This window comes from Pontivivens nitratireducens (assembly GCF_011290545.1).
GTDB classification, from domain to species: Bacteria; Pseudomonadota; Alphaproteobacteria; order Rhodobacterales; family Rhodobacteraceae; genus Pontivivens; species Pontivivens nitratireducens.
In genome coordinates this window covers 389,777-407,928 of record NZ_CP049811.1, presented here as the reverse complement: position 1 = coordinate 407,928, position 18,152 = coordinate 389,777, and the positions used below count along the sequence as shown (strand labels likewise).

At 62.8% G+C, this 18,152-nt stretch carries 20 protein-coding genes; 15 read left to right on the top strand and 5 right to left on the bottom strand.

Annotated elements, in window-relative coordinates; all coding sequences use genetic code 11:
* Window positions 1-3 precede the first annotated feature (3 nt).
* Window positions 4-945, bottom strand: a complete 942-nt coding sequence (speB, locus tag G8E03_RS01995; protein WP_166188054.1) for an agmatinase — start codon at window positions 943-945, stop codon at window positions 4-6.
* A 190-nt stretch (window positions 946-1,135) separates the two neighbouring features.
* On the opposite strand from speB, the gene G8E03_RS01990 reads away from it, so the two are divergent.
* The 9 genes from G8E03_RS01990 (at window position 1,136) to G8E03_RS01950 (ending at window position 8,834) form a co-directional block, all read left to right on the top strand.
* A complete protein-coding gene (locus G8E03_RS01990) occupies window positions 1,136-1,783 on the top strand; it encodes a GntR family transcriptional regulator (RefSeq protein WP_166188051.1) in 648 nt (215 codons plus the stop codon).
* Window positions 1,780-2,373: an extensin family protein gene (locus G8E03_RS01985; protein WP_166188048.1), complete on the top strand. Its 594-nt coding sequence runs from the start codon at window positions 1,780-1,782 to the stop codon at window positions 2,371-2,373. Before G8E03_RS01990 ends, G8E03_RS01985 begins: the two co-directional genes overlap by 4 nt.
* 37 nt (window positions 2,374-2,410) lie before the next feature.
* Window positions 2,411-3,154, top strand: coding sequence for a (Fe-S)-binding protein (locus G8E03_RS01980; protein ID WP_166188044.1), 744 nt, complete (start codon window positions 2,411-2,413; stop codon window positions 3,152-3,154).
* On the top strand, window positions 3,151-4,578 hold the full coding sequence (locus tag G8E03_RS01975; RefSeq protein ID WP_166188041.1) for a lactate utilization protein B: 1,428 nt from the start codon (window positions 3,151-3,153) through the stop codon (window positions 4,576-4,578). The genes G8E03_RS01980 and G8E03_RS01975 overlap by 4 nt, the downstream gene beginning before the upstream one ends.
* Window positions 4,575-5,195 (top strand): LutC/YkgG family protein, encoded by a 621-nt coding sequence (locus G8E03_RS01970; RefSeq protein WP_166188038.1) that lies wholly within the window; start codon window positions 4,575-4,577, stop codon window positions 5,193-5,195. The genes G8E03_RS01975 and G8E03_RS01970 overlap by 4 nt, the downstream gene beginning before the upstream one ends.
* Window positions 5,192-5,545: an MmcQ/YjbR family DNA-binding protein gene (locus G8E03_RS01965; protein WP_166188034.1), complete on the top strand. Its 354-nt coding sequence runs from the start codon at window positions 5,192-5,194 to the stop codon at window positions 5,543-5,545. The genes G8E03_RS01970 and G8E03_RS01965 overlap by 4 nt, the downstream gene beginning before the upstream one ends.
* Window positions 5,546-5,722: 177 nt before the next feature.
* Complete coding sequence (locus G8E03_RS01960) at window positions 5,723-6,367, top strand: 50S ribosomal protein L25/general stress protein Ctc (protein ID WP_166188031.1); 645 nt, start codon at window positions 5,723-5,725, stop codon at window positions 6,365-6,367.
* Window positions 6,368-6,448: 81 nt separating this feature from the next.
* Window positions 6,449-7,156, top strand: coding sequence for an aminoacyl-tRNA hydrolase (pth, locus tag G8E03_RS01955; protein WP_166188028.1), 708 nt, complete (start codon window positions 6,449-6,451; stop codon window positions 7,154-7,156).
* Between the two features lie 91 nt (window positions 7,157-7,247).
* Entirely contained in the window at window positions 7,248-8,834 is a 1,587-nt protein-coding gene (locus G8E03_RS01950) for a SulP family inorganic anion transporter (protein ID WP_240910387.1), read from the top strand.
* 238 nt (window positions 8,835-9,072) lie between these two features.
* On the opposite strand, the gene G8E03_RS01945 is transcribed toward G8E03_RS01950, so the two are convergent.
* Window positions 9,073-9,801 carry a SapC family protein gene (locus tag G8E03_RS01945; RefSeq protein ID WP_166188025.1) on the bottom strand — a complete coding sequence of 243 codons (729 nt, stop codon included), beginning with the start codon at window positions 9,799-9,801 and terminating at the stop codon, window positions 9,073-9,075.
* A 154-nt stretch (window positions 9,802-9,955) separates the two neighbouring features.
* Between G8E03_RS01945 and ypfJ the strand changes: the two genes are divergently transcribed.
* Genes ypfJ through G8E03_RS01930 form a run of 3 tightly spaced genes read left to right on the top strand, consistent with a single transcriptional unit; the run spans window position 9,956 to window position 12,418 of the window.
* The gene (ypfJ, locus tag G8E03_RS01940) at window positions 9,956-10,825 is read left to right on the top strand and encodes a KPN_02809 family neutral zinc metallopeptidase (protein ID WP_166188022.1); all 870 of its coding nucleotides are present in this window, start codon (window positions 9,956-9,958) and stop codon (window positions 10,823-10,825) included.
* Between the two features lie 50 nt (window positions 10,826-10,875).
* Window positions 10,876-11,511 carry a PRC-barrel domain-containing protein gene (locus tag G8E03_RS01935; protein ID WP_166188018.1) on the top strand — a complete coding sequence of 212 codons (636 nt, stop codon included), beginning with the start codon at window positions 10,876-10,878 and terminating at the stop codon, window positions 11,509-11,511.
* Window positions 11,512-11,518: 7 nt separating this feature from the next.
* Entirely contained in the window at window positions 11,519-12,418 is a 900-nt protein-coding gene (locus G8E03_RS01930; RefSeq protein ID WP_166188014.1) for a YihY/virulence factor BrkB family protein, read from the top strand.
* Between the two features lie 22 nt (window positions 12,419-12,440).
* On the opposite strand, the gene G8E03_RS01925 is transcribed toward G8E03_RS01930, so the two are convergent.
* Both G8E03_RS01925 and G8E03_RS01920 read right to left on the bottom strand, forming a co-directional pair.
* Window positions 12,441-13,265, bottom strand: coding sequence for an MBL fold metallo-hydrolase (locus tag G8E03_RS01925; RefSeq protein ID WP_166188011.1), 825 nt, complete (start codon window positions 13,263-13,265; stop codon window positions 12,441-12,443).
* Window positions 13,266-13,421: 156 nt separating this feature from the next.
* Entirely contained in the window at window positions 13,422-14,627 is a 1,206-nt protein-coding gene (locus G8E03_RS01920) for a cation:proton antiporter (RefSeq protein ID WP_166188008.1), read from the bottom strand.
* 397 nt (window positions 14,628-15,024) lie between these two features.
* On the opposite strand from G8E03_RS01920, the gene G8E03_RS01915 reads away from it, so the two are divergent.
* Together G8E03_RS01915 and G8E03_RS01910 are read left to right on the top strand one after the other, a co-directional pair.
* Window positions 15,025-15,462, top strand: coding sequence for a universal stress protein (locus tag G8E03_RS01915; protein ID WP_166188004.1), 438 nt, complete (start codon window positions 15,025-15,027; stop codon window positions 15,460-15,462).
* 11 nt (window positions 15,463-15,473) lie between these two features.
* Window positions 15,474-17,015: an alanine/glycine:cation symporter family protein gene (locus G8E03_RS01910; protein WP_166188001.1), complete on the top strand. Its 1,542-nt coding sequence runs from the start codon at window positions 15,474-15,476 to the stop codon at window positions 17,013-17,015.
* Window positions 17,016-17,131: 116 nt separating this feature from the next.
* Here the strand turns inward: G8E03_RS01910 and G8E03_RS01905 are convergent, their stop codons facing one another.
* Window positions 17,132-17,917, bottom strand: a complete 786-nt coding sequence (locus tag G8E03_RS01905) for a lyase family protein (RefSeq protein WP_240910473.1) — start codon at window positions 17,915-17,917, stop codon at window positions 17,132-17,134.
* Here G8E03_RS01905 and G8E03_RS01900 point away from each other — a divergent pair.
* Window positions 17,898-18,116, top strand: coding sequence for a hypothetical protein (locus G8E03_RS01900; RefSeq protein ID WP_166187192.1), 219 nt, complete (start codon window positions 17,898-17,900; stop codon window positions 18,114-18,116). The two genes, G8E03_RS01905 and G8E03_RS01900, sit on opposite strands and share 20 nt — an antisense overlap.
* Window positions 18,117-18,152: the final 36 nt, after the last annotated feature.

The following is an 18,152-nucleotide window of genomic DNA, read 5'->3' as shown; positions in this document are numbered from 1 at the left end:
CGATCAGGCGTTGCTGGCATAAAGGCACAGCATCTCCAGCGCGATGGTCGCCCCAGCCAGGGCGGTGATCTCCCCCACATCATAGGCGGGGGAAACTTCGACCACGTCGCAGCCGACCATGTTCAAACCGTGCAGACCGCGCAGGATGCTCATCGCCTTGTGCGTGGACAGCCCACCAATGACCGGTGTGCCGGTGCCCGGCGCGCAGGACGGGTCCAGCGCGTCAATATCGAAGGTGACATAGCAGGGCGCATCGCCCACACGCGCCCGGATTGCAGCGATGGTCTCGGCCGTCGGGGTGTCGTTGACGGTGATGGCGTCGCGCACCTCGATCCCCATCGGGTCGTCATTGGTGGTGCGGATGCCGACCTGAATGGATTTCGCGGGGTCGATCAGCCCCTGTTCCACTGCGTGATAGAACATGGTGCCGTGATCAATGCGGGTGCCGTCGTCCTTCCAAGTGTCAGTATGCGCGTCGAACTGGATCAGAGCCAGCGGCCCGTGCTTCGCGACATGCGCCTTCAGCGACGGATAGGTGGTGAAGTGATCGCCGCCGATCAGCAGGGTTTTCGCGCCCTGTGCGTGGATATGCGCAATCGCCGCCTCGATCATGGCGGGCGTCTGTTCGGGGTGGCCATGCTCGATGTGAATGTCGCCCCAGTCACCGACCGCCAGGCGCTGGAACGGGTCGAAGCTGGACGGCCACGCCCGCGCCCATGCCAGGTTCGTAGAGGCGGTGCGCACCGCGCGCGGGCCGAAGCGGCTGCCGGGCCGGTTCGTGACCGATGTGTCGAAGGGCACCCCGACCACCGCGACATCCACCCCGGTCAGCTCGCGTACATATTTGCGTCGGCAAAAGCTGGTGGCCCCGGAAAAGAACATCTCGTCATGGGTTTCCGCCTTCAGATCGGTGGCGGTAAAGGCGTAGTCCTTGCGGTGGTCCATGAAATCTCTCCCGGTGAGGTTTGCGTGCACAGTTGCACCTGCACCGCATATGCTGTCCAGACGTGCTTTCACTTTCTGAAAATATCCCCGCCGGAGGCATCCAGCCGTCAGCGGGCCTGCGGCGCGGATATTTGGGGAAAGTGAAAGGCAGCAACTTGACGCCCCGGCGCGGTGGGCGGATCATTCCGGCATGAGCATCACGCAAAGCATCGACGGCCCCGGTCCCGCGCATGAGCGGGTCTATCGACGGTTGCGAAACCGTATCCTGCACGGTGAGATCGAGCCGGGGCAAAGCCTGACCCTGCGCGGTATGGCGGAGGAGATGGATGTCAGCATCACCCCTGTGCGTGAGGCCCTGCGCCGTTTGGCGGCAGAGGGGGCGGTGACGCTGTCGAAATCGGGCCGAATCTCCACCCCCGCCCTGACGAACGAGCGGATCGAGGAGTTGGCCGCCATCCGCGCCTTGTTGGAGCCGGAACTGGCGGCGCGGTCCTTGCCCCGCGCGCATATGGCGCTGATCGACCGGTTGCAGTCCATCAACGGTGAGATTCAGCGTCTGGTCAGCGAGGGTGCGCGCAATGGCTATGTGCGCGCGAACATGGAGTTTCACCGCACGCTGTATTTGCGTGCGCAGGCCCCCGCGATGCTGGCCTTGACGGAGACGATCTGGCTGCAGTCTGGCCCCACCCTGCGCGCGATGTATGCGCGCCAACAACAAACCCGCGCCGTGGATCATCACATGAAGATCATCGCGGCGTTGAAGGCGGGCGACGAACCGGGCCTGCGGTTGGCGATCCGCGCCGATGTGACCGGCGGATTGCGGATGCTGGTCAGTTGAGGCGCCTCATCTGTGTCGTGATGCTGGCCCTGACCGCGTGTGGCAGTGGCGACACGCGCCGCGCTGGCGCGGTGGATGGCGCGCTGTGCGGCGATCCGCGGTTGCAGGGCGAAGCGCTGCCTCCGATGATTGACGGCGGGGCTTGTGCGATCACGAACCCTGTCCGGGTGTCGGCCATAGGCTCCGTCGCCATCGGGGGCGCTCCGGTGATGGACTGTCGGACGGCCCTGGCCTTTGCCGACTGGACGGCGGGCGGGCTGTCGCGTGCTGCCCGCAAGGGCGGGCGTAAGGTTTCGCGTGTTGACACGGTGGCCAGCTATGCCTGCCGCAACCGCTACGGGCGGGTAGGCGGGCGGATCAGCAACCATGCGCTGGGCCGCGCGGTGGACGTGTCTGCGGTGGGCTTCACCGATGGCAGTCGTTTGAGCGTTCTGCACGATTGGACCGATACCACCATCTTGCAAGAGGCCGCGGGGCACGCCTGCGGGCCGTTCGACACCGTACTGGGCCCCAATTACAACGCGGCGCATCGCGATCACCTGCATCTGGATGTCACCGACGAATATGGCGGCGCTACGTTTTGCCGTTAGCCCGTGCTACCAGAGTCTGATCAATTCGGAGAGTTTCATGCCCCGCGTCGCCCTGTTCGTCACCTGCCTCGTCGATATGTTCCGGCCTTCGGTCGGGTTCGCCACCGTCAAGTTGCTGGAGGATGCCGGTTGCACGGTCGAGGTGCCTGAGACGCAGACCTGTTGCGGACAGCCTGCCTACAATTCCGGCGACCGGGCGACGGCGGCACAGATCGCGCAGCAGGTGATCGTGGCGTTCGAGAGCTATGATTACGTCGTCGCACCGTCGGGCTCGTGCGCGGGCACAATCGTCAAGGATTATCCCGATCTGGTGCAGGGGGCATGGGTGCCGCGCGCGCAGGCGCTGGCGGCGAAAACGCATGAGATCACATCCTTCCTCGTGGACGTGCTGGGCGTGGAAAGCGTGACCGCCGACATACCGCGTCTGACGACCTATCATGACAGTTGTTCCGGCCTGCGCACCCTTGGCGTGCGGGACCAGCCGCGCAAGCTGCTCGCATCGACCGGGGTCACCGTGCGCGAGATGGATGAGGCGGAGGTCTGCTGCGGCTTTGGCGGCACCTTCTGCGTGAAATATCCCGACATCTCGGCCAGCATGGTCGCGGACAAGGTGGGCCACGCCACCGATACGGGGGCGGAGCTGTTGCTGGCCGGCGATCTGGGGTGTCTGATGAACATGGCCGGCAAGGCCAGTCGTGAGGGGCGCGGCATCGAGGTGCGGCACGTGGTCGAGGTTCTGGCCGGAATGACCGACACCCCCGCGATCGGAGAGCCGAAATGAGCCTGCACACGTCCACCACTCCGCAGTTCAAGCAGAATTCACGCGACGCGCTGGCGGATGAAAACCTGCAAAGCGCCCTGCGCTCCGCCCGCAACGGTTTTGTCGGCAAGCGCGCCATCGCTCGCGCAAAGATGGGGGAGGATGAATTCGATGCCCTGCGCAACCGGGGCCGCGATTTGAAGAATCACGTTCTGGCCAATCTGGGCGATTATCTGGAGGCGTATGAGCGTGAGGTCATAGCCTCGGGCGGGCATGTGCACTGGGCCGAAACGGCCGAGGATGCGCAGGCCATCGTGCTCGACATCTGCCGCAAGGCAGGGGCCAAGACGGTCAACAAGGGCAAGACCATGATCTCGGAGGAATGCGGGATCAACGACCACCTTTCCGCCAACGGGATCACGCCGGTCGAAACCGATCTGGGCGAATACATCATCCAGTTGCGTGATGAGACGCCCAGTCACATCATCGCCCCGGCGGTGCACGTCACCGTCCCGCAAGTGCGTGAGGAGTTCCTGAAGGCGCACACCCATCTGGACCCGGACCGCGATCTGTCCGGCCTCGACACTCTGCTCAAGGAGGCCCGCGCGGTCCTGCGCGCGAAGTATTTCGAGGCGCAGGTCGGCATCACCGGCGCGAACATGCTGATCGCGGAAACCGGGCAGAGCGTCATCGTCACGAACGAGGGCAATGGCGATCTGAGCCAGAGCCTTCCCAAGGTGCACATCGTCATGGCCTCGATCGAGAAGATCGTGCCGACGCTGGAGGATGCGGCCACGGTGCTGCGCATCCTCGCCCGCTCCGCCACGGGGCAGGACATGAGCGTCTACACCACCTTCAGTCAGGGGCCGCGCCGCGCGGGCGATCCCGATGGCCCCGAGGAATACCACGTCGTCCTGCTCGACAATGGCCGGTCAAACATGCTGGGCACGGAGTTTCAGGACATGCTGCGCTGCATCCGCTGCGGGGCCTGCATGAACCACTGCCCAGTCTATCAGACGGTCGGCGGTCACGCCTATGGCTGGGTCTATCCCGGCCCGATGGGCGCGGTTCTGACGCCCAGCCTGATCGGGGTGGAGGAAGGCGGCCACCTCCCCAACGCCTCGACCTTTTGCGGACGGTGCGAGGATGTCTGCCCGATGCGGATCCCGTTGCCCAAGATGATGCGTCACTGGCGTGAGCGGGAGTTCGAAAGGAACCTGACCCCCGCCGCCACCCGCTGGGGTCTGGGCATCTGGGGCTGGTTCGCGAAACGCCCGGCGCTCTACCGGCTGGCGACGCGCGGCGGCATGGCCGGGTTGCGGCTGCTCGGGCGGGGGCGTGGCCGCCTGGGCAAGGTGCCGCTGGCCGGCGGCTGGACCGACGCACGCGACATGCCCGCGCCGCAGGGTGATACCTTCATGGCACAGTGGAGGGCGAAGCGATGAGCGCGCGTGATCGTATTCTCGGGCGCATCCGGCGCGTGGCCACAGGCGACGACATTGTCTGGCAGGGCGGCGGGGCGACGCCCGCAATCGCGCGGACCAGCGGCGCGGACCGGGTGGAGCGTTTCATCGCGCAGGCCACCGCCGCCGATGCCACGGTCACCCGTCTCGATGGATTGGCGGACCTGCCTGCCGCGCTGGCCGAGGAATTGCGCAACCGCAACCTGCCCGCCGCGATCCGGCACGGGGCGGAGCCGGACTTCGCCGCGCTGGACTGGGGCGGGGTCGAGGCATCGCAGGGCATGGGCCGAATTGATGAGCCCGCCACCCTGTCCAAGGCCCGCTGCGCCATGGCGGAAACCGGAACACTGGTCCTGACCTCCGGCCCCGACAATCCTGTGACACTGACCTTTCTGGGCGAGACGCATTTCGTGGTCGTGGAGGCCGACAGGATCGAAGCGGGGTTCGAGGGGGTCTTCGCCGACCTGCGCGCGGCAGGATCCAGCCCGCGCACGGTGAACATGGTGACGGGCCCGTCGCGATCCGCCGATATCGGGCAGGTCCTGCAACTGGGCGCCCATGGCCCGATCGCGCTGCATATCTTCGTGCTGGGCGCATGAGGTCCGCGCTGAATGATCACGCGGCCAGCCTGCCCGGCGCGTTCATGGTGGTGCAATGGGGCGACGCCCATGTCTACAAGGTCGGCCCCCCGGAAAAGGCGAAGGTCTTCGCAATCCTGGGGCTTCAGGTGAACCGCGTGACGGTCAAGTGTCAGGACACGGACACCGCCGATTTCCTGATCGAGATCGGGGCCGCAGAGCGGGCGAAATACCTGCCGCGCGGCGGGTGGGTGTCCTTCGATCTGAACGATACGGCGCTGGACGATCTGCTGGTCCGGATCGACACGTCCTACGACACGGTACGCGCCGGTCTGACGAAGGCTGTCCGCGCCGATCTACCGCCGCGCTGACTCTTCTGTCCCCAAATATCCCCTTCGGACATCCGCGCTGCACGGGCCGCGCAAGTATTTCACGGATCGTGCACGCGCCTCTTTATCTCCACCGGTTTATCGACTAAGGGACAGTTTCGCGCGGCGCTTACACCCCTGGAGGATCGCCGCCATGAAACGGATTTTAGGAGAAAGCCAATGGCTGAGAACACGATTCTCGAAGCAGTGGCGCGTGATGCATCGGGCAAAGGGGCTGCTCGGGCTGCGCGTCGTGAGGGGCTGGTCCCCGGTGTGATCTACGGTGGCAACGCGGAGCCGCAGTCGATCAGCGTCAAGTTCAATGAGCTGCTCAAGCTGCTCAAGGCGGGCAAGTTCCTGTCCACGCTGATGAACGTCAAGGTCGACGGCAAGGATAACAAGGTCATCTGCCGCGCCGTTCAGCGCGACATCGTCAAGGATCTGCCGACGCATGTCGATTTCCTGCGCCTGTCCGATCGTAGCCGCATCAACCTCTACATCCCCGTGGTGTTTGAGAACGAGGAAACCTGTCCCGGCATCAAGAAGGGCGGCACGCTGATCGTCGTCCGTTCGGAAGTCGAGCTGAAGGTGACCGCGAACAACATTCCCGACCAGCTGGTCGTGGATTTGGCCGAGTTCGAGATCGGCGACACCATCACCATCTCCGACATTGTCCTGCCCGAGGGCACGCGCCCGATGATTACCGGCCGCGATTTCGTGATCGCGAACATCCAGGCGCCGGGCGGCCTCTCCACCGAGGATGAGGACGAGGACGGCGAGACCGAGGTCATCGAGCAGACCGATGATACGGTCATGAACGACTGATCCGGTCCCATCTGTGGACCTGAGGACGCGCACCGCTTATTCCAAGCGGTGCGCGTTTTCGTTTGTGAAGGGGATATCGCCATGAAACTGTTCGTTGGACTGGGCAATCCGGGCGCGAAATACGCGCGCAATCGGCACAATATCGGCTTCATGGCGTTGGACCGTCTGGCCTCGGATCATGGGTTCGGGCCGTGGCGCACGAAGTTTCAGGGCGATGTGGCCGAGGGGCGATTGGGCACGGAAAAGGTCTGGCTGCTCAAGCCCGCGACCTTCATGAACAATTCCGGTCAGTCGGTGGGGGAGGCGATGCGCTTCTGGAAGATCGATCTGCCGGACCTGACCGTGTTTCACGACGAGCTGGATCTGGCACCGGGCAAGGTGCGGGTCAAGCAGGGGGGCGGTCATGCGGGGCATAACGGCCTGCGTTCGATCCACGCGCATGTCGGGCCGGATTATCAGCGGGTGCGGTTGGGCATCGGCCATCCGGGTCACAAGGATCGCGTCTCCGGCTATGTCCTGTCCGATTTCGCCAAGGCTGAGGAAGGCTGGCTGGACGACGTGTTGCGTGGCGTCAGTGATGGCGCGGCGGAGCTGGCTAAGGGCGATAGCGGCCGGTTCCTGAACGCGGTCGCCCTGCGCGTCGCCCCGCCCCGGTCGTCGAAATCCAAACCCGGGCAGACGGCCTCGGATCCGGTGCCGAAGGCCGGCTCCGCACCCGAATCCCCCCCCGAATCCCCCACTGACGAGCGCAGCGCGCTGGAGCGTCTGGCCGATCGGTTTCGCCGATAACAGCCGGGTTTCCCTTTACACTTCCGCAATGCTATGAGCGCGGATCGAACGGCTGTGCCACGGCGCACAGATTCCTCCTGAAAGGATTTCCATGCTTCTGGCCCCTTACCTTCAACGTCACTTCAACAATTGGTTCCGCATGGATGGACCGCAGGTCCGCACCGAGGTGCTGTCAGGCATCACCGTGGCGCTGGCCCTGGTGCCCGAGGCGGTGGCCTTTGCCTTCGTCGCCGGGGTGGAGCCGCTGGTCGGATTGTACGCCGCATTCATGGTCGGGTTGATCACCTCGCTGTTCGGGGGGCGACCGGGCATGATCTCCGGCGCGACGGGGGCGTTGGCCGTCGTGATGGTGGCACTGGTGGCGGAGCATGGCGTGCAGTATCTGTTCGCGACTGTGGTGCTGATGGGGATCATTCAGGTGATCTTCGGCGCGCTGCGATGGGGCAAGTTCATCCGGCTGGTGCCGCAGCCCGTCATGATGGGCTTCGTCAACGGTCTGGCGATCGTGATCTTTCTGGCCCAGTTGGAGCAGTTTCAGATCGCGACCCCCGGTGGCGGACACACCTGGCTGCAAGGGGCCGATCTGGCGCTGATGCTGGCGCTGGTCGGGCTGGCCATGGCGATCATCTGGCTGTTGCCGCGCATCACCCGCACGGTTCCGGCCCCGCTGGTCGCGATCATCGGTGTGTGGGCCGTGGTGGAACTGCTGGGTCTCGACACGCGCAACGTGGGCGATCTGGCCAGCATCGAGGGTGGATTGCCTGCCTTTGCCATCCCGATGGTGCCGTTCAACATGGAAACGCTGGGGATCATCCTTCCCTACGCGCTGATCCTCGCCGGGATCGGCCTGATCGAAAGTCTGCTGACCCTCAACCTGATCGACGAAATCACCGAGACGCGGGGCCGCAACTCCGTCGAGTGCGTGGCGCAGGGCGCGGCGAACATCGTTACCGGTTTCTTTGGCGGCATGGGCGGCTGCGCGATGATCGGGCAGAGCATGATCAACATCTCGTCCGGGGCGCGGCACCGGCTGTCGGGCGTGGTGGCGGCGCTGGCGCTGCTGAGCTTCATCCTGTTCGGATCGGCATTGATCGAGCAGATCCCGCTGGCCGCGCTGACCGGCGTGATGTTCATGGTGGTGATCGGAACCTTCGCCTGGCGGACGTTCCAGGTCATGCGCAAGGTGCCGCTGTCGGATGCGCTGCTGATCGTGGTGGTGACCGGTGTGACGGTGGTCGAGGATCTGGCCGTCGCGGTGGTCGTGGGCATTATTCTGGCCTCTTTGGTGCATTCCTGGCGGGTCAGCCGCCTGGTCAGCGCGCGCACGTGGCGCTCCGATGATGAACGGGTGAAGACCTATCATCTAAACGGTCCAGTGATGTTCGCCTCCACCGACAAGTTTCGCGAGTTGTTCACGCCCAAGACCGATCCCGCCCGCGTGATCGCCGATTTCACCGACAGCCGCGTCTGGGACATGTCCGGCGTCGATGCGCTGAAATCACTGGCAGAGCGGTATATCCGTGAGGGCAAGACGCTGGAGTTCCACGGCCTCAGCCCCGACTGCGCCAAGCGTCTGGGCGATTATACGCGGCTGGTGGTGCGCGATGAGGAGCACGATCCGAAATACGAACTGTTCGTGGATCGCGACAACCCGCCGGGCGCGCCTGTCGGGCACTGAAATCGCAGGGTCACGCTTCCAGTCGCGATGCGGCACAGATGCGGCAGCGTGACCCGCCTGTATCGTGCTAGGTTCGGAATGAATGCCCGGCCAAGCGGGCCGCCGTCACAGGCGCGTAACAGATTGTGTCGATGTGTGTTGCTGCGGAGGCGATGACCGCAGCGGGGCGTCTCACCGTCCAAGCGAGCCAGTGGAGGCGAGGTCCGCGCCTGATGCGCGGGCCCCGCAAGGTCTTGGGTCAGGCAGCCTTGGCGGCGAGGCGCTGATTCATTGTCGGCAGATTGTTGAGCGAGTGCAGATGCAGGTAGCACAGCTCCAACTCATCCGTCTTGGCCATCTCGGCCAACGTTTCGGCCGGGACCTGACGCAGGGCGTCGCGCTTGATGGTCTTGAACCCGGTCAGGTTGGATTGCTTGCCCTCCGCATCGCGGAACTGCGCCTGTGCGGGCTCCAGCAGGTCCAGCTGCGCCAGACGTTTCGCGAACATCTGTGTGCGGTTGAACTGCGCCTGATAGTCGGACGTGAACTTCAGCATCCGCTCCAGATATTCGGTCCGCTCGCCCTGGCTGTCGAACAGGCGCTCGCCCTTGCCGTCCTTGTTGAAGCCCTCGAACTCCTCATCAATGCACAGCGTGAAGGAGGAATTGTCCTCCGTCGCGGCGAAGACAAAGGGATAGCGGCGCAGGAAGGCGGGGATATATCCGCTCAACCATTTTCCGTTTTCGCCGATATGCGCGTTCTCACCGTCGCGCTGGCCCAGAATGACCGAGGGGAAGATCGCGTCGCCCTCACCCGCGAAGACGATGGTATGCTCGCCCGCCGCGGCCGCGAATTCGGCTGCCAGCAATGGCACGGAGTTGATTTCGCCGGCAAAGGAGAAATCGCGGCCCGCCAGAACGGACCAGTCTCGATGCGCTTCCGACGAAACAGGTACTGCGCGCTCGTAGATCATTAGTTGTTTGGTCATTGGTCGTCGCTCCCGGACAGTCTTCGGTTTGAATTCGTTATCGCAAATGATGGACACCATTCATAGCCTAATAGGAGGGGAATCATGGCGTGACCGTGGCCTTTGACACGCTTCGCTATAGTTTCCTGTCTCTAACCAGCGGTGGAGGTTGAATATGAAGTGGCGTGGTCGCCGTGCGAGCAGGAATATTTCGGATCGGCGCCGCTCGGGCGGCAGGGGTGCGGGCCGCACCGTCGTCGCTGGCGGTGGTATCGGGGCGGTTGTCGTGGTTCTGGCCGGGCTGGTGTTCGGGTTCGATCCGTCCTTCATTCTCAACAGCGGCCTTCTGGACGGGGGACCGGTCCAACAGACCAGCGCGCCGTCCGGTCCCAATCGGATAGATGATGAGACGGAGGAGTTCGTCGCCGTCGTCCTGGCCGATACCGAGGAAGTCTGGACCGACCTGTTCCAACGCTCCGGCGCCAGTTATCCCCGGCCGACACTGGTCCTGTTCAGCGGCGCCGTGGGGTCCGCCTGCGGTCAGGCGTCCAGCGCGGTCGGTCCGTTCTATTGCCCCGGTGACGAGCAAATCTACATCGACCTCGATTTCTTCGACGTGATGGACCGGGAACTCGGCGCGCGCGGCGACTTCGCAAAGGCTTACGTGATCGCACATGAGGTCGCGCATCACGTCCAGAACGTGCAAGGCATCCTGCCCGAGGTGAACGCCCAGCGACAGCGCGTCGACGAAACCGGCGCCAACCGCCTGACCGTGCGGCTGGAATTGCAGGCGGATTGTTATTCGGGGATCTGGGCCAATCGTGCGGAACAGATGTTCGACACGCTGGAACCGGGCGACATAGCCGAAGCGATGAATGCCGCCGAGGCGATCGGCGATGACGCCCTGCAACGCCGCGCTCAGGGCTACGTCGTGCCTGACAGCTTCACCCACGGAACGTCGGAACAACGCATGCGCTGGTTTGACCGGGGATACCGCACAGGTTCCGTATCGAACTGCGACACGTTTGCGGCAACCGAACTCTAGCCCGTCGGGGGGCGTTGATGAGGTGAAGCACTTAATGTGAGGGAATAGCCATGCTGATGAAATTGCACGATCTGACCACCCTGTCGACGGAAACGCCGGGTGGCGAGGCCGCCAAGGTTCGCGGGCTCTACCTGACGGAGGAGATGAATGTCCGGGAGGTTGTCGTGGACATGAACGGATTGCTGGACCTGCGCGCCATCGCCATGCCAGCGGCAGCGTTCGGAACCCCCGATGTGGAGGCCGGAACATGGCCCGTAGACATCACGACCGAGGCAATCAAGGGCTGTGAGCCGGTGCGCCAGGAACCCGAATCCGCGCTGGAAAAGGTGAAGGACATGGTCTTCTCACCCCTGCCAGAAACGCGCGGCACCTTGCGTTCAGGCGAAGCCTACAAGGGTCTGTCCCTCGACCTGAACGAAGGGCCGGTGGGCCGCGTGCTGGACATCGTTGTCGATACCGATACCATGATGGTTCCGTTCGTAGTGGTGGAAACCGGATCGTGGCTTCCCGATCGACAAGTGCTCCTGCCCACCGCGAAGATCAACTCGATCAACTGGGACGATGGCAAGGGCAAGGTCGATGCAACGCAGGAGGAGATCAGTGCGGCCCCCGACGTGTTCGAGAACGACCAGATTACCACCACGGGCTCAGGCACCTTGCTGACATATTACGGCATCGGAGCATGAGGAGTATTTGAACCCCCGTCTGACATATGGCCTGCGCCCGTTGACCCGATTGACGCGACGCGACTGGTATCTTGCCATGGGCCGTATCATTGATGGGGTGGGTGGCCGGTCGCTGTTTCTGGCGGCCGGCGGAATGGCTTTCTTCGCGACGCTGTCGATCTTTCCGTTTCTGGCGTTTTTGATCGCGGCGTATGGCTACGTCTCCGATCCGACGATCATCCTCATCCATATCAACGAGATGAGGGATTTTCTGCCCCCCTCCGCATTCGACCTTATTCAGGGGCAGTTGATGAGTATCCTTTCAACCGAGAGGTCCGATCATGGCTTGCGCGGTTTGTTGTCCATCCTATTTACCCTGTGGTTCGCCCGCGCCGGTTCGAACGCGCTTTTGGAGGGGTTGAATCTGGTCTTCTCGGATCGGGAGCGCAGGACATTTCTGCGCCATACGGCAACGGCGATCATCCTGACCCTGACCCTGATCGGCATCGTTATTTTCGCTCTTCTGGCGCTGGTCGCGATGCCAGTTCTATTTGCATTTGTCCCACTGCCGGGCAGCACAGAAATTCTTGTGCAAACAGTGACCTACGGAATAGGTCTGGGGGCCATGACGCTGGCGATCGGGATGTTGTACCATTTCGGCCCGAACCGACGGGGTGAGCGGTTGCCGCTTTTTTCGTTCGGGGCAATCGTGGCGGCGATCCTGTGGATGTCAGTCTCGGCGATGTTTTCCTATTACTTGGGAAATTTCGGCAATTACAATGAGATATACGGTTCGATCGGCGCTGTCGCCGCCCTGATGATGTGGTTTTTCGTAACCAGTTTCATCGTCCTGTTCGGCGCATTGCTGAACCGTGAGATCGAACGGGCACCACGCTATTGGCGACCGCAAACGCCGGTGGAGGGCTAGAGGTTCCTGTGTGATCCGCGCGTCACAGCACGTATAGGTCACCCTCTCTGGCTGCGCCGGAATCGGGGAATTCGCGGCGCAGTTCCGCCTCGATCGCGTCCAGTGCACTATCCGTCAGGGCCGGGGCGTGATGAAACAATCGCCAGGATGCCACCCGCGAGGCCGCGCAAATCCGGGCCACATCCTGCCACGAGGAATGCCCGTAACCGCGATATTCCGTGATCTCTGCCGGGGTGAACATCGTGTCGAGAACGGCCAGATCGGCATCCCGCAACATGTCCGCCATAGCGGCATCGCCCTGTGCATCGCCAAGCTCGAAGTCGGGGGCGAAGACGAAAACCCGGTTGCGATACTCGATACGAAATCCATATGCGACTGACGGGTGGTTGAGGCGATACGGAATCAGACGAGCGCCGCCTTTCAGAGCGATCCGGTCGCCTGTCGCAAAGCTCTCGAACGTCAATCTGCCGGGATGGCTGTCCAGCTCGTTGGGGCAGAACGGTTGGGAAAACAGTTTGCTCAGAATGGCTTGCGGCCCCTCACCCGTATGGGCGGTGCCCCCATGAACGGTCAGGTGCGTCCGCGCCGACCTGAGGGGAGGGAAAAAATTCAGCCCCAGCACATGGTCGTAGTGATAGTGGCTGAGAAACAGGTCCATATCCTGCGGAGCCTCACCGGCTATTGCATCCCCCAGCCGCACGATCCCGGTTCCGGCGTCCAGAATCGAGATGTGCCCGTTGATCCTGACGCTGACACAGATGGTGTTGCATCCGGCGCGTTGATGATCGGGGTGGTAGAGAGGGATGGAGCCTCGGGCGCCCCAGATCTGGACTTCGAATTCCGACATGATCGTCCTCATCGTGCCGGAAAAGCCTGCCGTCCCTCGGCCATCCGGTCCATGGTGAGCCCCCACCAAGTCACGAAAGTCTGTGCGAACGGAGGCGCTCTGTCAAATATCGCGGCATCCTGTGGCGCTGTATCCATCTGGAAACAGAGCATTCTCTCACTCCGCCCCATCCAGTCGCGGGCCGAAGCGACGCGCGGCGATTGCGGCGGTCGCGCCGTGCAGCAGTGCACTGGCCAGCGCGGTTAGAGTCGCGATGGCGACGATGACCTCGCGGTGGGGCAGGGACTCGATCTGATCGACGATCAGCAGCGCGAACAGCACGGTCGCCAGCCCACGCGGCCCGAACCATCCGATGAACAGACGCACCGGCCCGCTGGCATCCGTGCCGATCAGCGACAGCCAGATTGCGACCGGTCGCACCACGAACAGGCTGGCACCAATCAGACACAGCACCGGCGTCGAGATAGCATCGACCGCCCGTGGCACCAGCGCCAATCCGATAAGCAGGAATGTCCCGAGGGTGAGTATCGTGCCCTCGGAATCCATGAACTCACGCAGTTGATGATCGCGACTGTCCTGCGTCGCCCCGAACCCCGCCCCTCCGGCAAAGGCGGCGAGAAAGCCGTTGCCACCTGCGATATCCGAGATCAGATAGCACAAACCCGCCAGCGCGATCAGGGCGATCCCCTCATACCCGGCGGCGCTGAACCCACGGTTGCGCGCCCATGCCAGACAGCGGCCGCCGCCCCATCCCAGTGCCGCGCCGATGCAGATGCCGAACCCGATCTGCCAGACCGTGAACAGCAGCCAGTTCTGGTCCTGCACCTGATGAAGCTCTCCCACGGACAGACCTCCGAACAGCAATACGGCCGGCAGGGTGAGGCCATCATTCACGCCGCTCTCGACGTCCAGCGCCCGGCGGACACGTCGCGGTACGGCGGGATTGGTCACGACAGCCTGCCCCAATGCGGCATCCGTAGGGGCCAGGATCGCCGCGACCAAGGCAACCTCCCAGTACGGCCAATCCGGCAACAGGACGATGCCGACCAACGTGCCTAAAAGCATCGCCAGCGGCAGGCCGAGCAGCAATGTGCGCTGCGGCCAGACATGCCGTCTTCGCAGGGCGCCGATGTCGATGATGGAAGCATCCGAAAACAGAACGATCACCAGCGTGATTTCTGCGAGGATGTGTAGGGCTTTCTCCGCCCCGCCCAACTGAAAGACGTTCATCTCCGCCAGCAGCCAGCCCAATATCAAAAACAGCATCGGGCCGGTCAGTACGCTTGTCGTCAAGCGCCGTGCGAAGGCTGCGTATAGCAGCGCAATTGCACCGATGATGAGGAGTCCAGTCTCTTGCGTCATCGAAATTCGCCCGTGTTTGTATGGCCGCCACCTTCGCCCCCGGCGTCGCGTTGAGGCAAGCGACGATCCGACTGAGCGCGCGGGGCGAATGCACCATCTCTACGAAACTGCACCTCGATTCTATTGTAGTGTGGTAACGTGACATTGCGGCGGCGCACGTACATTCAGCGTCCGATGGCCTATTCTCTGAAAAACGCCGATCAGGAAGTACTATCACCTGAATTTTCAGTCATAAGAAGTACATTTGCCTGACAGATTTCTACAAATAAGTAGATTTGGCCGTAATAATTCTGCAATATTTTTCAAGGGCCAGAAAAACAAAAACCGCTGCTGACCTTTGCATAGCTTTGCCCTGATCGGTGAAGGATCAGCCGGGATAGCGTAGGAGAGATTCCTGATGCCGTCGAAACTAGTAGTCGGGCTGGATGGCCATGCGTCGGGGGAGCGTGCACTCGCCCATGGCATGCGACTGGCCGAGCTGATCGGAGCATGTGAGCTTCTGGTCGTGTATGTGATCGAATGGTCACCGTTTTCGTTCCAGACAGCCGAGGAGAACGCCCAGCGGCACAAACGTCGTGAGGAGGAAATCGCAATGGCAAAGAGCCGTGTCGTCGATCCCGCCGTGCAGAGGGTCAAATCCGCCAATATCGAAAGCCGGGGCATCGTCAAACACGGTGACGTGGCGCAGATCCTCAATACCGTTTGCGAAGCTGAGGGGGCGGAGCAGATCATCGTCGCGCGATCGTCCGAGGGCGGCTTTGCGAAGCGGTTCTTCGGCTCGTCTACCTCCAACCTCGTGATGAATGCCACCGTGCCCGTTACGGTCGTCAATTAAGGAATCGGACCATGAAACTCTTTCCAACGCTGCTGGCGCTGTCCGCGACGGCGACCGCGGCCTCCGCGCAGGAGGCGATGTCCCTGGACGAACGGGTGAACGAGGTGTTCGCGAACGTCACCGGTCCTTTCGTCAGCCTGATCTTTGCCCCGTTGCCCGGAACGGCATTTCCGTGGATCGTGCTGTGGTTGGTCGTCGCGGCGTCAATCTTCACCGTCTATTTCGGTTTCGTGCAGTTCAGATTCTTTGGCCATGCGATCCGTCTGGTGAAGGGCGATTATTCCGATCCCGATGATGCGGGTGAGGTCAGCCACTTCCAGGCGCTGGCGACGGCGCTGTCGGGCACCGTCGGGCTGGGCAACATCGCGGGTGTCGCGGTGGCCGTGGGCATCGGCGGGCCGGGGGCGACGTTCTGGATGATCCTTGCGGGTCTGCTGGGCATGGCGTCCAAGTTCACCGAATGTACGCTGGGCGTGAAGTACCGCAACGAATACCCTGACGGAACAGTTTCGGGCGGGCCGATGTACTATATCCAGAAGGGGTTCAACGAGCTTGGCCTGCCGGGAGGCAAGATCCTGGCCGTCCTGTTCTCGATCTTCTGCATTCTGGGCGCATTGGGCGGTGGCAACATGTTCCAGGCCAATCAGGCACATGCGCAGATTTCGGGGATCGTCGGGGCCTATCCGGGATGGATCACCGGCGTGATCTTCGCGGTTGTGGTGTTTGCCGTCATCATCGGCGGTATCAAATCCATCGCCCACGTGACGGAGAAGATCGTGCCGTTCATGGGCGTCCTGTATGTCGGTGCGGCGCTGATCATCCTGCTGGCCAATTTCGATCAGATCGGGTGGGCATTCGGTCAAATCTTCGCCGGGGCCTTTACCGGGCTGGGTGTCGCGGGTGGTCTGGTCGGAGCGTTGATCCAGGGGTTCAAGCGGGCGGCATTCTCGAACGAGGCGGGCGTCGGCTCGGCCGCGATCGCGCACTCCGCCGTGAGGACGAAGGAGCCGATCACCGAAGGGTTCGTGTCCCTGCTGGAGCCGCTGATTGATACGGTCGTGATCTGCACCATGACAGCACTGGTCATCACCATCTCCGGCCAGTTGATCGTGGACGATGCGACGGGTCGTTTCGTGCTGAACGAAGCAGGCACCGCGATCGCGACAATTGGCGATACCAGCGGCGTGGCGCTGACCTCGGCGGCATTCGGCACCGGTATCAGCTGGTTCCCGTATGTCCTGGCCATCGCGGTGGTGCTGTTCGCATTCTCCACCATGATTTCCTGGTCGTATTACGGCCTGAAGGCTTGGACCTATCTGTTCGGAGAGGGCAAGACGACCGAGATCGTGTTCAAGGTGATCTTCTGCATCTTCATCGTGATCGGTGCGGCGGCCAGCCTTGGCCCGGTCATCGACTTCTCTGATGCGGCGATCTTCTCGATGGCGGTGGTGAACATCTTCTGCCTGTACTTCCTGATGAAGCTGGTGCGCAAGGAATTGCGGTCCTACTCCTCCCGGCTGTCCGCAGGTGAGATCAAGGTATACAAGAACTGATAGCGTGGGGGCGTCACGTGGCGCCCCCGCTTTCGAATGCGGCATACCCGGCCTGCTGAACCTCCCCCTCAGAGTCGTTCATGTCGGTGAAGGGGTGTTGCGCATGGTGTCCACCATCACGTCACATCGCCCGGGGTTACGGCGGCGAGGTGGCGCATATGCTCGATGGGCACCGGATTGCGTTTCTGCAGCATGATGGAGCTGATCTGCACAAGGGAGCCGGGAACCGACAGTTGCCCCACCTCGAACGCGGACCAGAACGCCATGTCCTGCACGAGGCAGCCCAGACGCACGAAGGGCAGCTTCATCGCGGAATAAAGCCCCGTGATATAATCGACGGAGGCGATGCAGCTATAGGAGTTGAGCAGCGGTTCCTCGAACCCCAGAAGCGTCGCCACACGCGCCCGGTCGATGGGAAAGCCGGTTGTCGTGATCGCCGCCGCACCCATCGGGCATAGGTCGAGGGGGGCTATCGCGGCGGTCAGCCGTTCCGCATTGCGCAGCACCACCTCCACCATCGCTGCCAGATAGTGACCGAAGGTGGACGGTTGCGCCGGTTGACCGTGGGTATAGGCGACGATGGGCGTCTGCGCCTCACGCCGGGCTGTGTCGATCAGGGCGGACGCGAGGGTCAGAAGCTGGGCCACCATTCCCTCCGCCCGCCAGCGCAGGGCCATCTTGAACAGGGTGTGGTCCATATCGTTGCGCGACCGGGCAGTGTGCAGCGCGCCGCCCAGATCGCCCGGACGGGCGCGCAGCTCCACCTCGACCAGCAAGAACCAATCCTCATGCTCCCCGGTATAGGTCAGCGCGTCACGGTCCGTTTCGACCTCGATCGCGGTTAGGGCTGCGGCGATCTTGGCTGCGTCCTGCGCGTTCAGAATGTCGGTTTCACGCAGCATCACCAGATGGGCGCGGTTGATCGAGCTGGGCCTGCCCTCAGCGGGTTTGGTCGTGCTATCGCTGCCACTGACGACGACCATAGGATTCCTGATCTTCGGAGAGGTTCCCGAACCGCGATTCTATCTGGGCGCGGCGCTGATCCTGGGCAGCGCGCTGGCCGTCGCGGCCCGTCCACGCACGGTACGGCAGCGGATATAGAGGGGCAAAGGTATGTGGGCAGAGGGCAATTTCCGC

Bases quoted from the DNA above. Each gene is read 5' to 3' on its own strand.
- speB (WP_166188054.1), bottom strand. From the start codon at position 945: ATGGACCACCGCAAGGACTACGCCTTTACCGCCACCGATCTGAAGGCG.
- G8E03_RS01990 (WP_166188051.1), top strand. From the start codon at position 1,136: ATGAGCATCACGCAAAGCATCGACGGCCCCGGTCCCGCGCATGAGCGG.
- G8E03_RS01980 (WP_166188044.1), top strand. From the start codon at position 2,411: ATGCCCCGCGTCGCCCTGTTCGTCACCTGCCTCGTCGATATGTTCCGG.
- G8E03_RS01975 (WP_166188041.1), top strand. From the start codon at position 3,151: ATGAGCCTGCACACGTCCACCACTCCGCAGTTCAAGCAGAATTCACGC.
- G8E03_RS01970 (WP_166188038.1), top strand. From the start codon at position 4,575: ATGAGCGCGCGTGATCGTATTCTCGGGCGCATCCGGCGCGTGGCCACA.
- G8E03_RS01965 (WP_166188034.1), top strand. From the start codon at position 5,192: ATGAGGTCCGCGCTGAATGATCACGCGGCCAGCCTGCCCGGCGCGTTC.
- G8E03_RS01960 (WP_166188031.1), top strand. From the start codon at position 5,723: ATGGCTGAGAACACGATTCTCGAAGCAGTGGCGCGTGATGCATCGGGC.
- pth (WP_166188028.1), top strand. From the start codon at position 6,449: ATGAAACTGTTCGTTGGACTGGGCAATCCGGGCGCGAAATACGCGCGC.
- G8E03_RS01950 (WP_240910387.1), top strand. From the start codon at position 7,248: ATGCTTCTGGCCCCTTACCTTCAACGTCACTTCAACAATTGGTTCCGC.
- G8E03_RS01945 (WP_166188025.1), bottom strand. From the start codon at position 9,801: ATGACCAAACAACTAATGATCTACGAGCGCGCAGTACCTGTTTCGTCG.
- ypfJ (WP_166188022.1), top strand. From the start codon at position 9,956: ATGAAGTGGCGTGGTCGCCGTGCGAGCAGGAATATTTCGGATCGGCGC.
- G8E03_RS01935 (WP_166188018.1), top strand. From the start codon at position 10,876: ATGCTGATGAAATTGCACGATCTGACCACCCTGTCGACGGAAACGCCG.
- G8E03_RS01925 (WP_166188011.1), bottom strand. From the start codon at position 13,265: ATGTCGGAATTCGAAGTCCAGATCTGGGGCGCCCGAGGCTCCATCCCT.
- G8E03_RS01920 (WP_166188008.1), bottom strand. From the start codon at position 14,627: ATGACGCAAGAGACTGGACTCCTCATCATCGGTGCAATTGCGCTGCTA.
- G8E03_RS01915 (WP_166188004.1), top strand. From the start codon at position 15,025: ATGCCGTCGAAACTAGTAGTCGGGCTGGATGGCCATGCGTCGGGGGAG.
- G8E03_RS01910 (WP_166188001.1), top strand. From the start codon at position 15,474: ATGAAACTCTTTCCAACGCTGCTGGCGCTGTCCGCGACGGCGACCGCG.
- G8E03_RS01900 (WP_166187192.1), top strand. From the start codon at position 17,898: ATGTCGGTTTCACGCAGCATCACCAGATGGGCGCGGTTGATCGAGCTG.
- G8E03_RS01905 (WP_240910473.1), bottom strand. From the start codon at position 17,917: ATGCTGCGTGAAACCGACATTCTGAACGCGCAGGACGCAGCCAAGATC.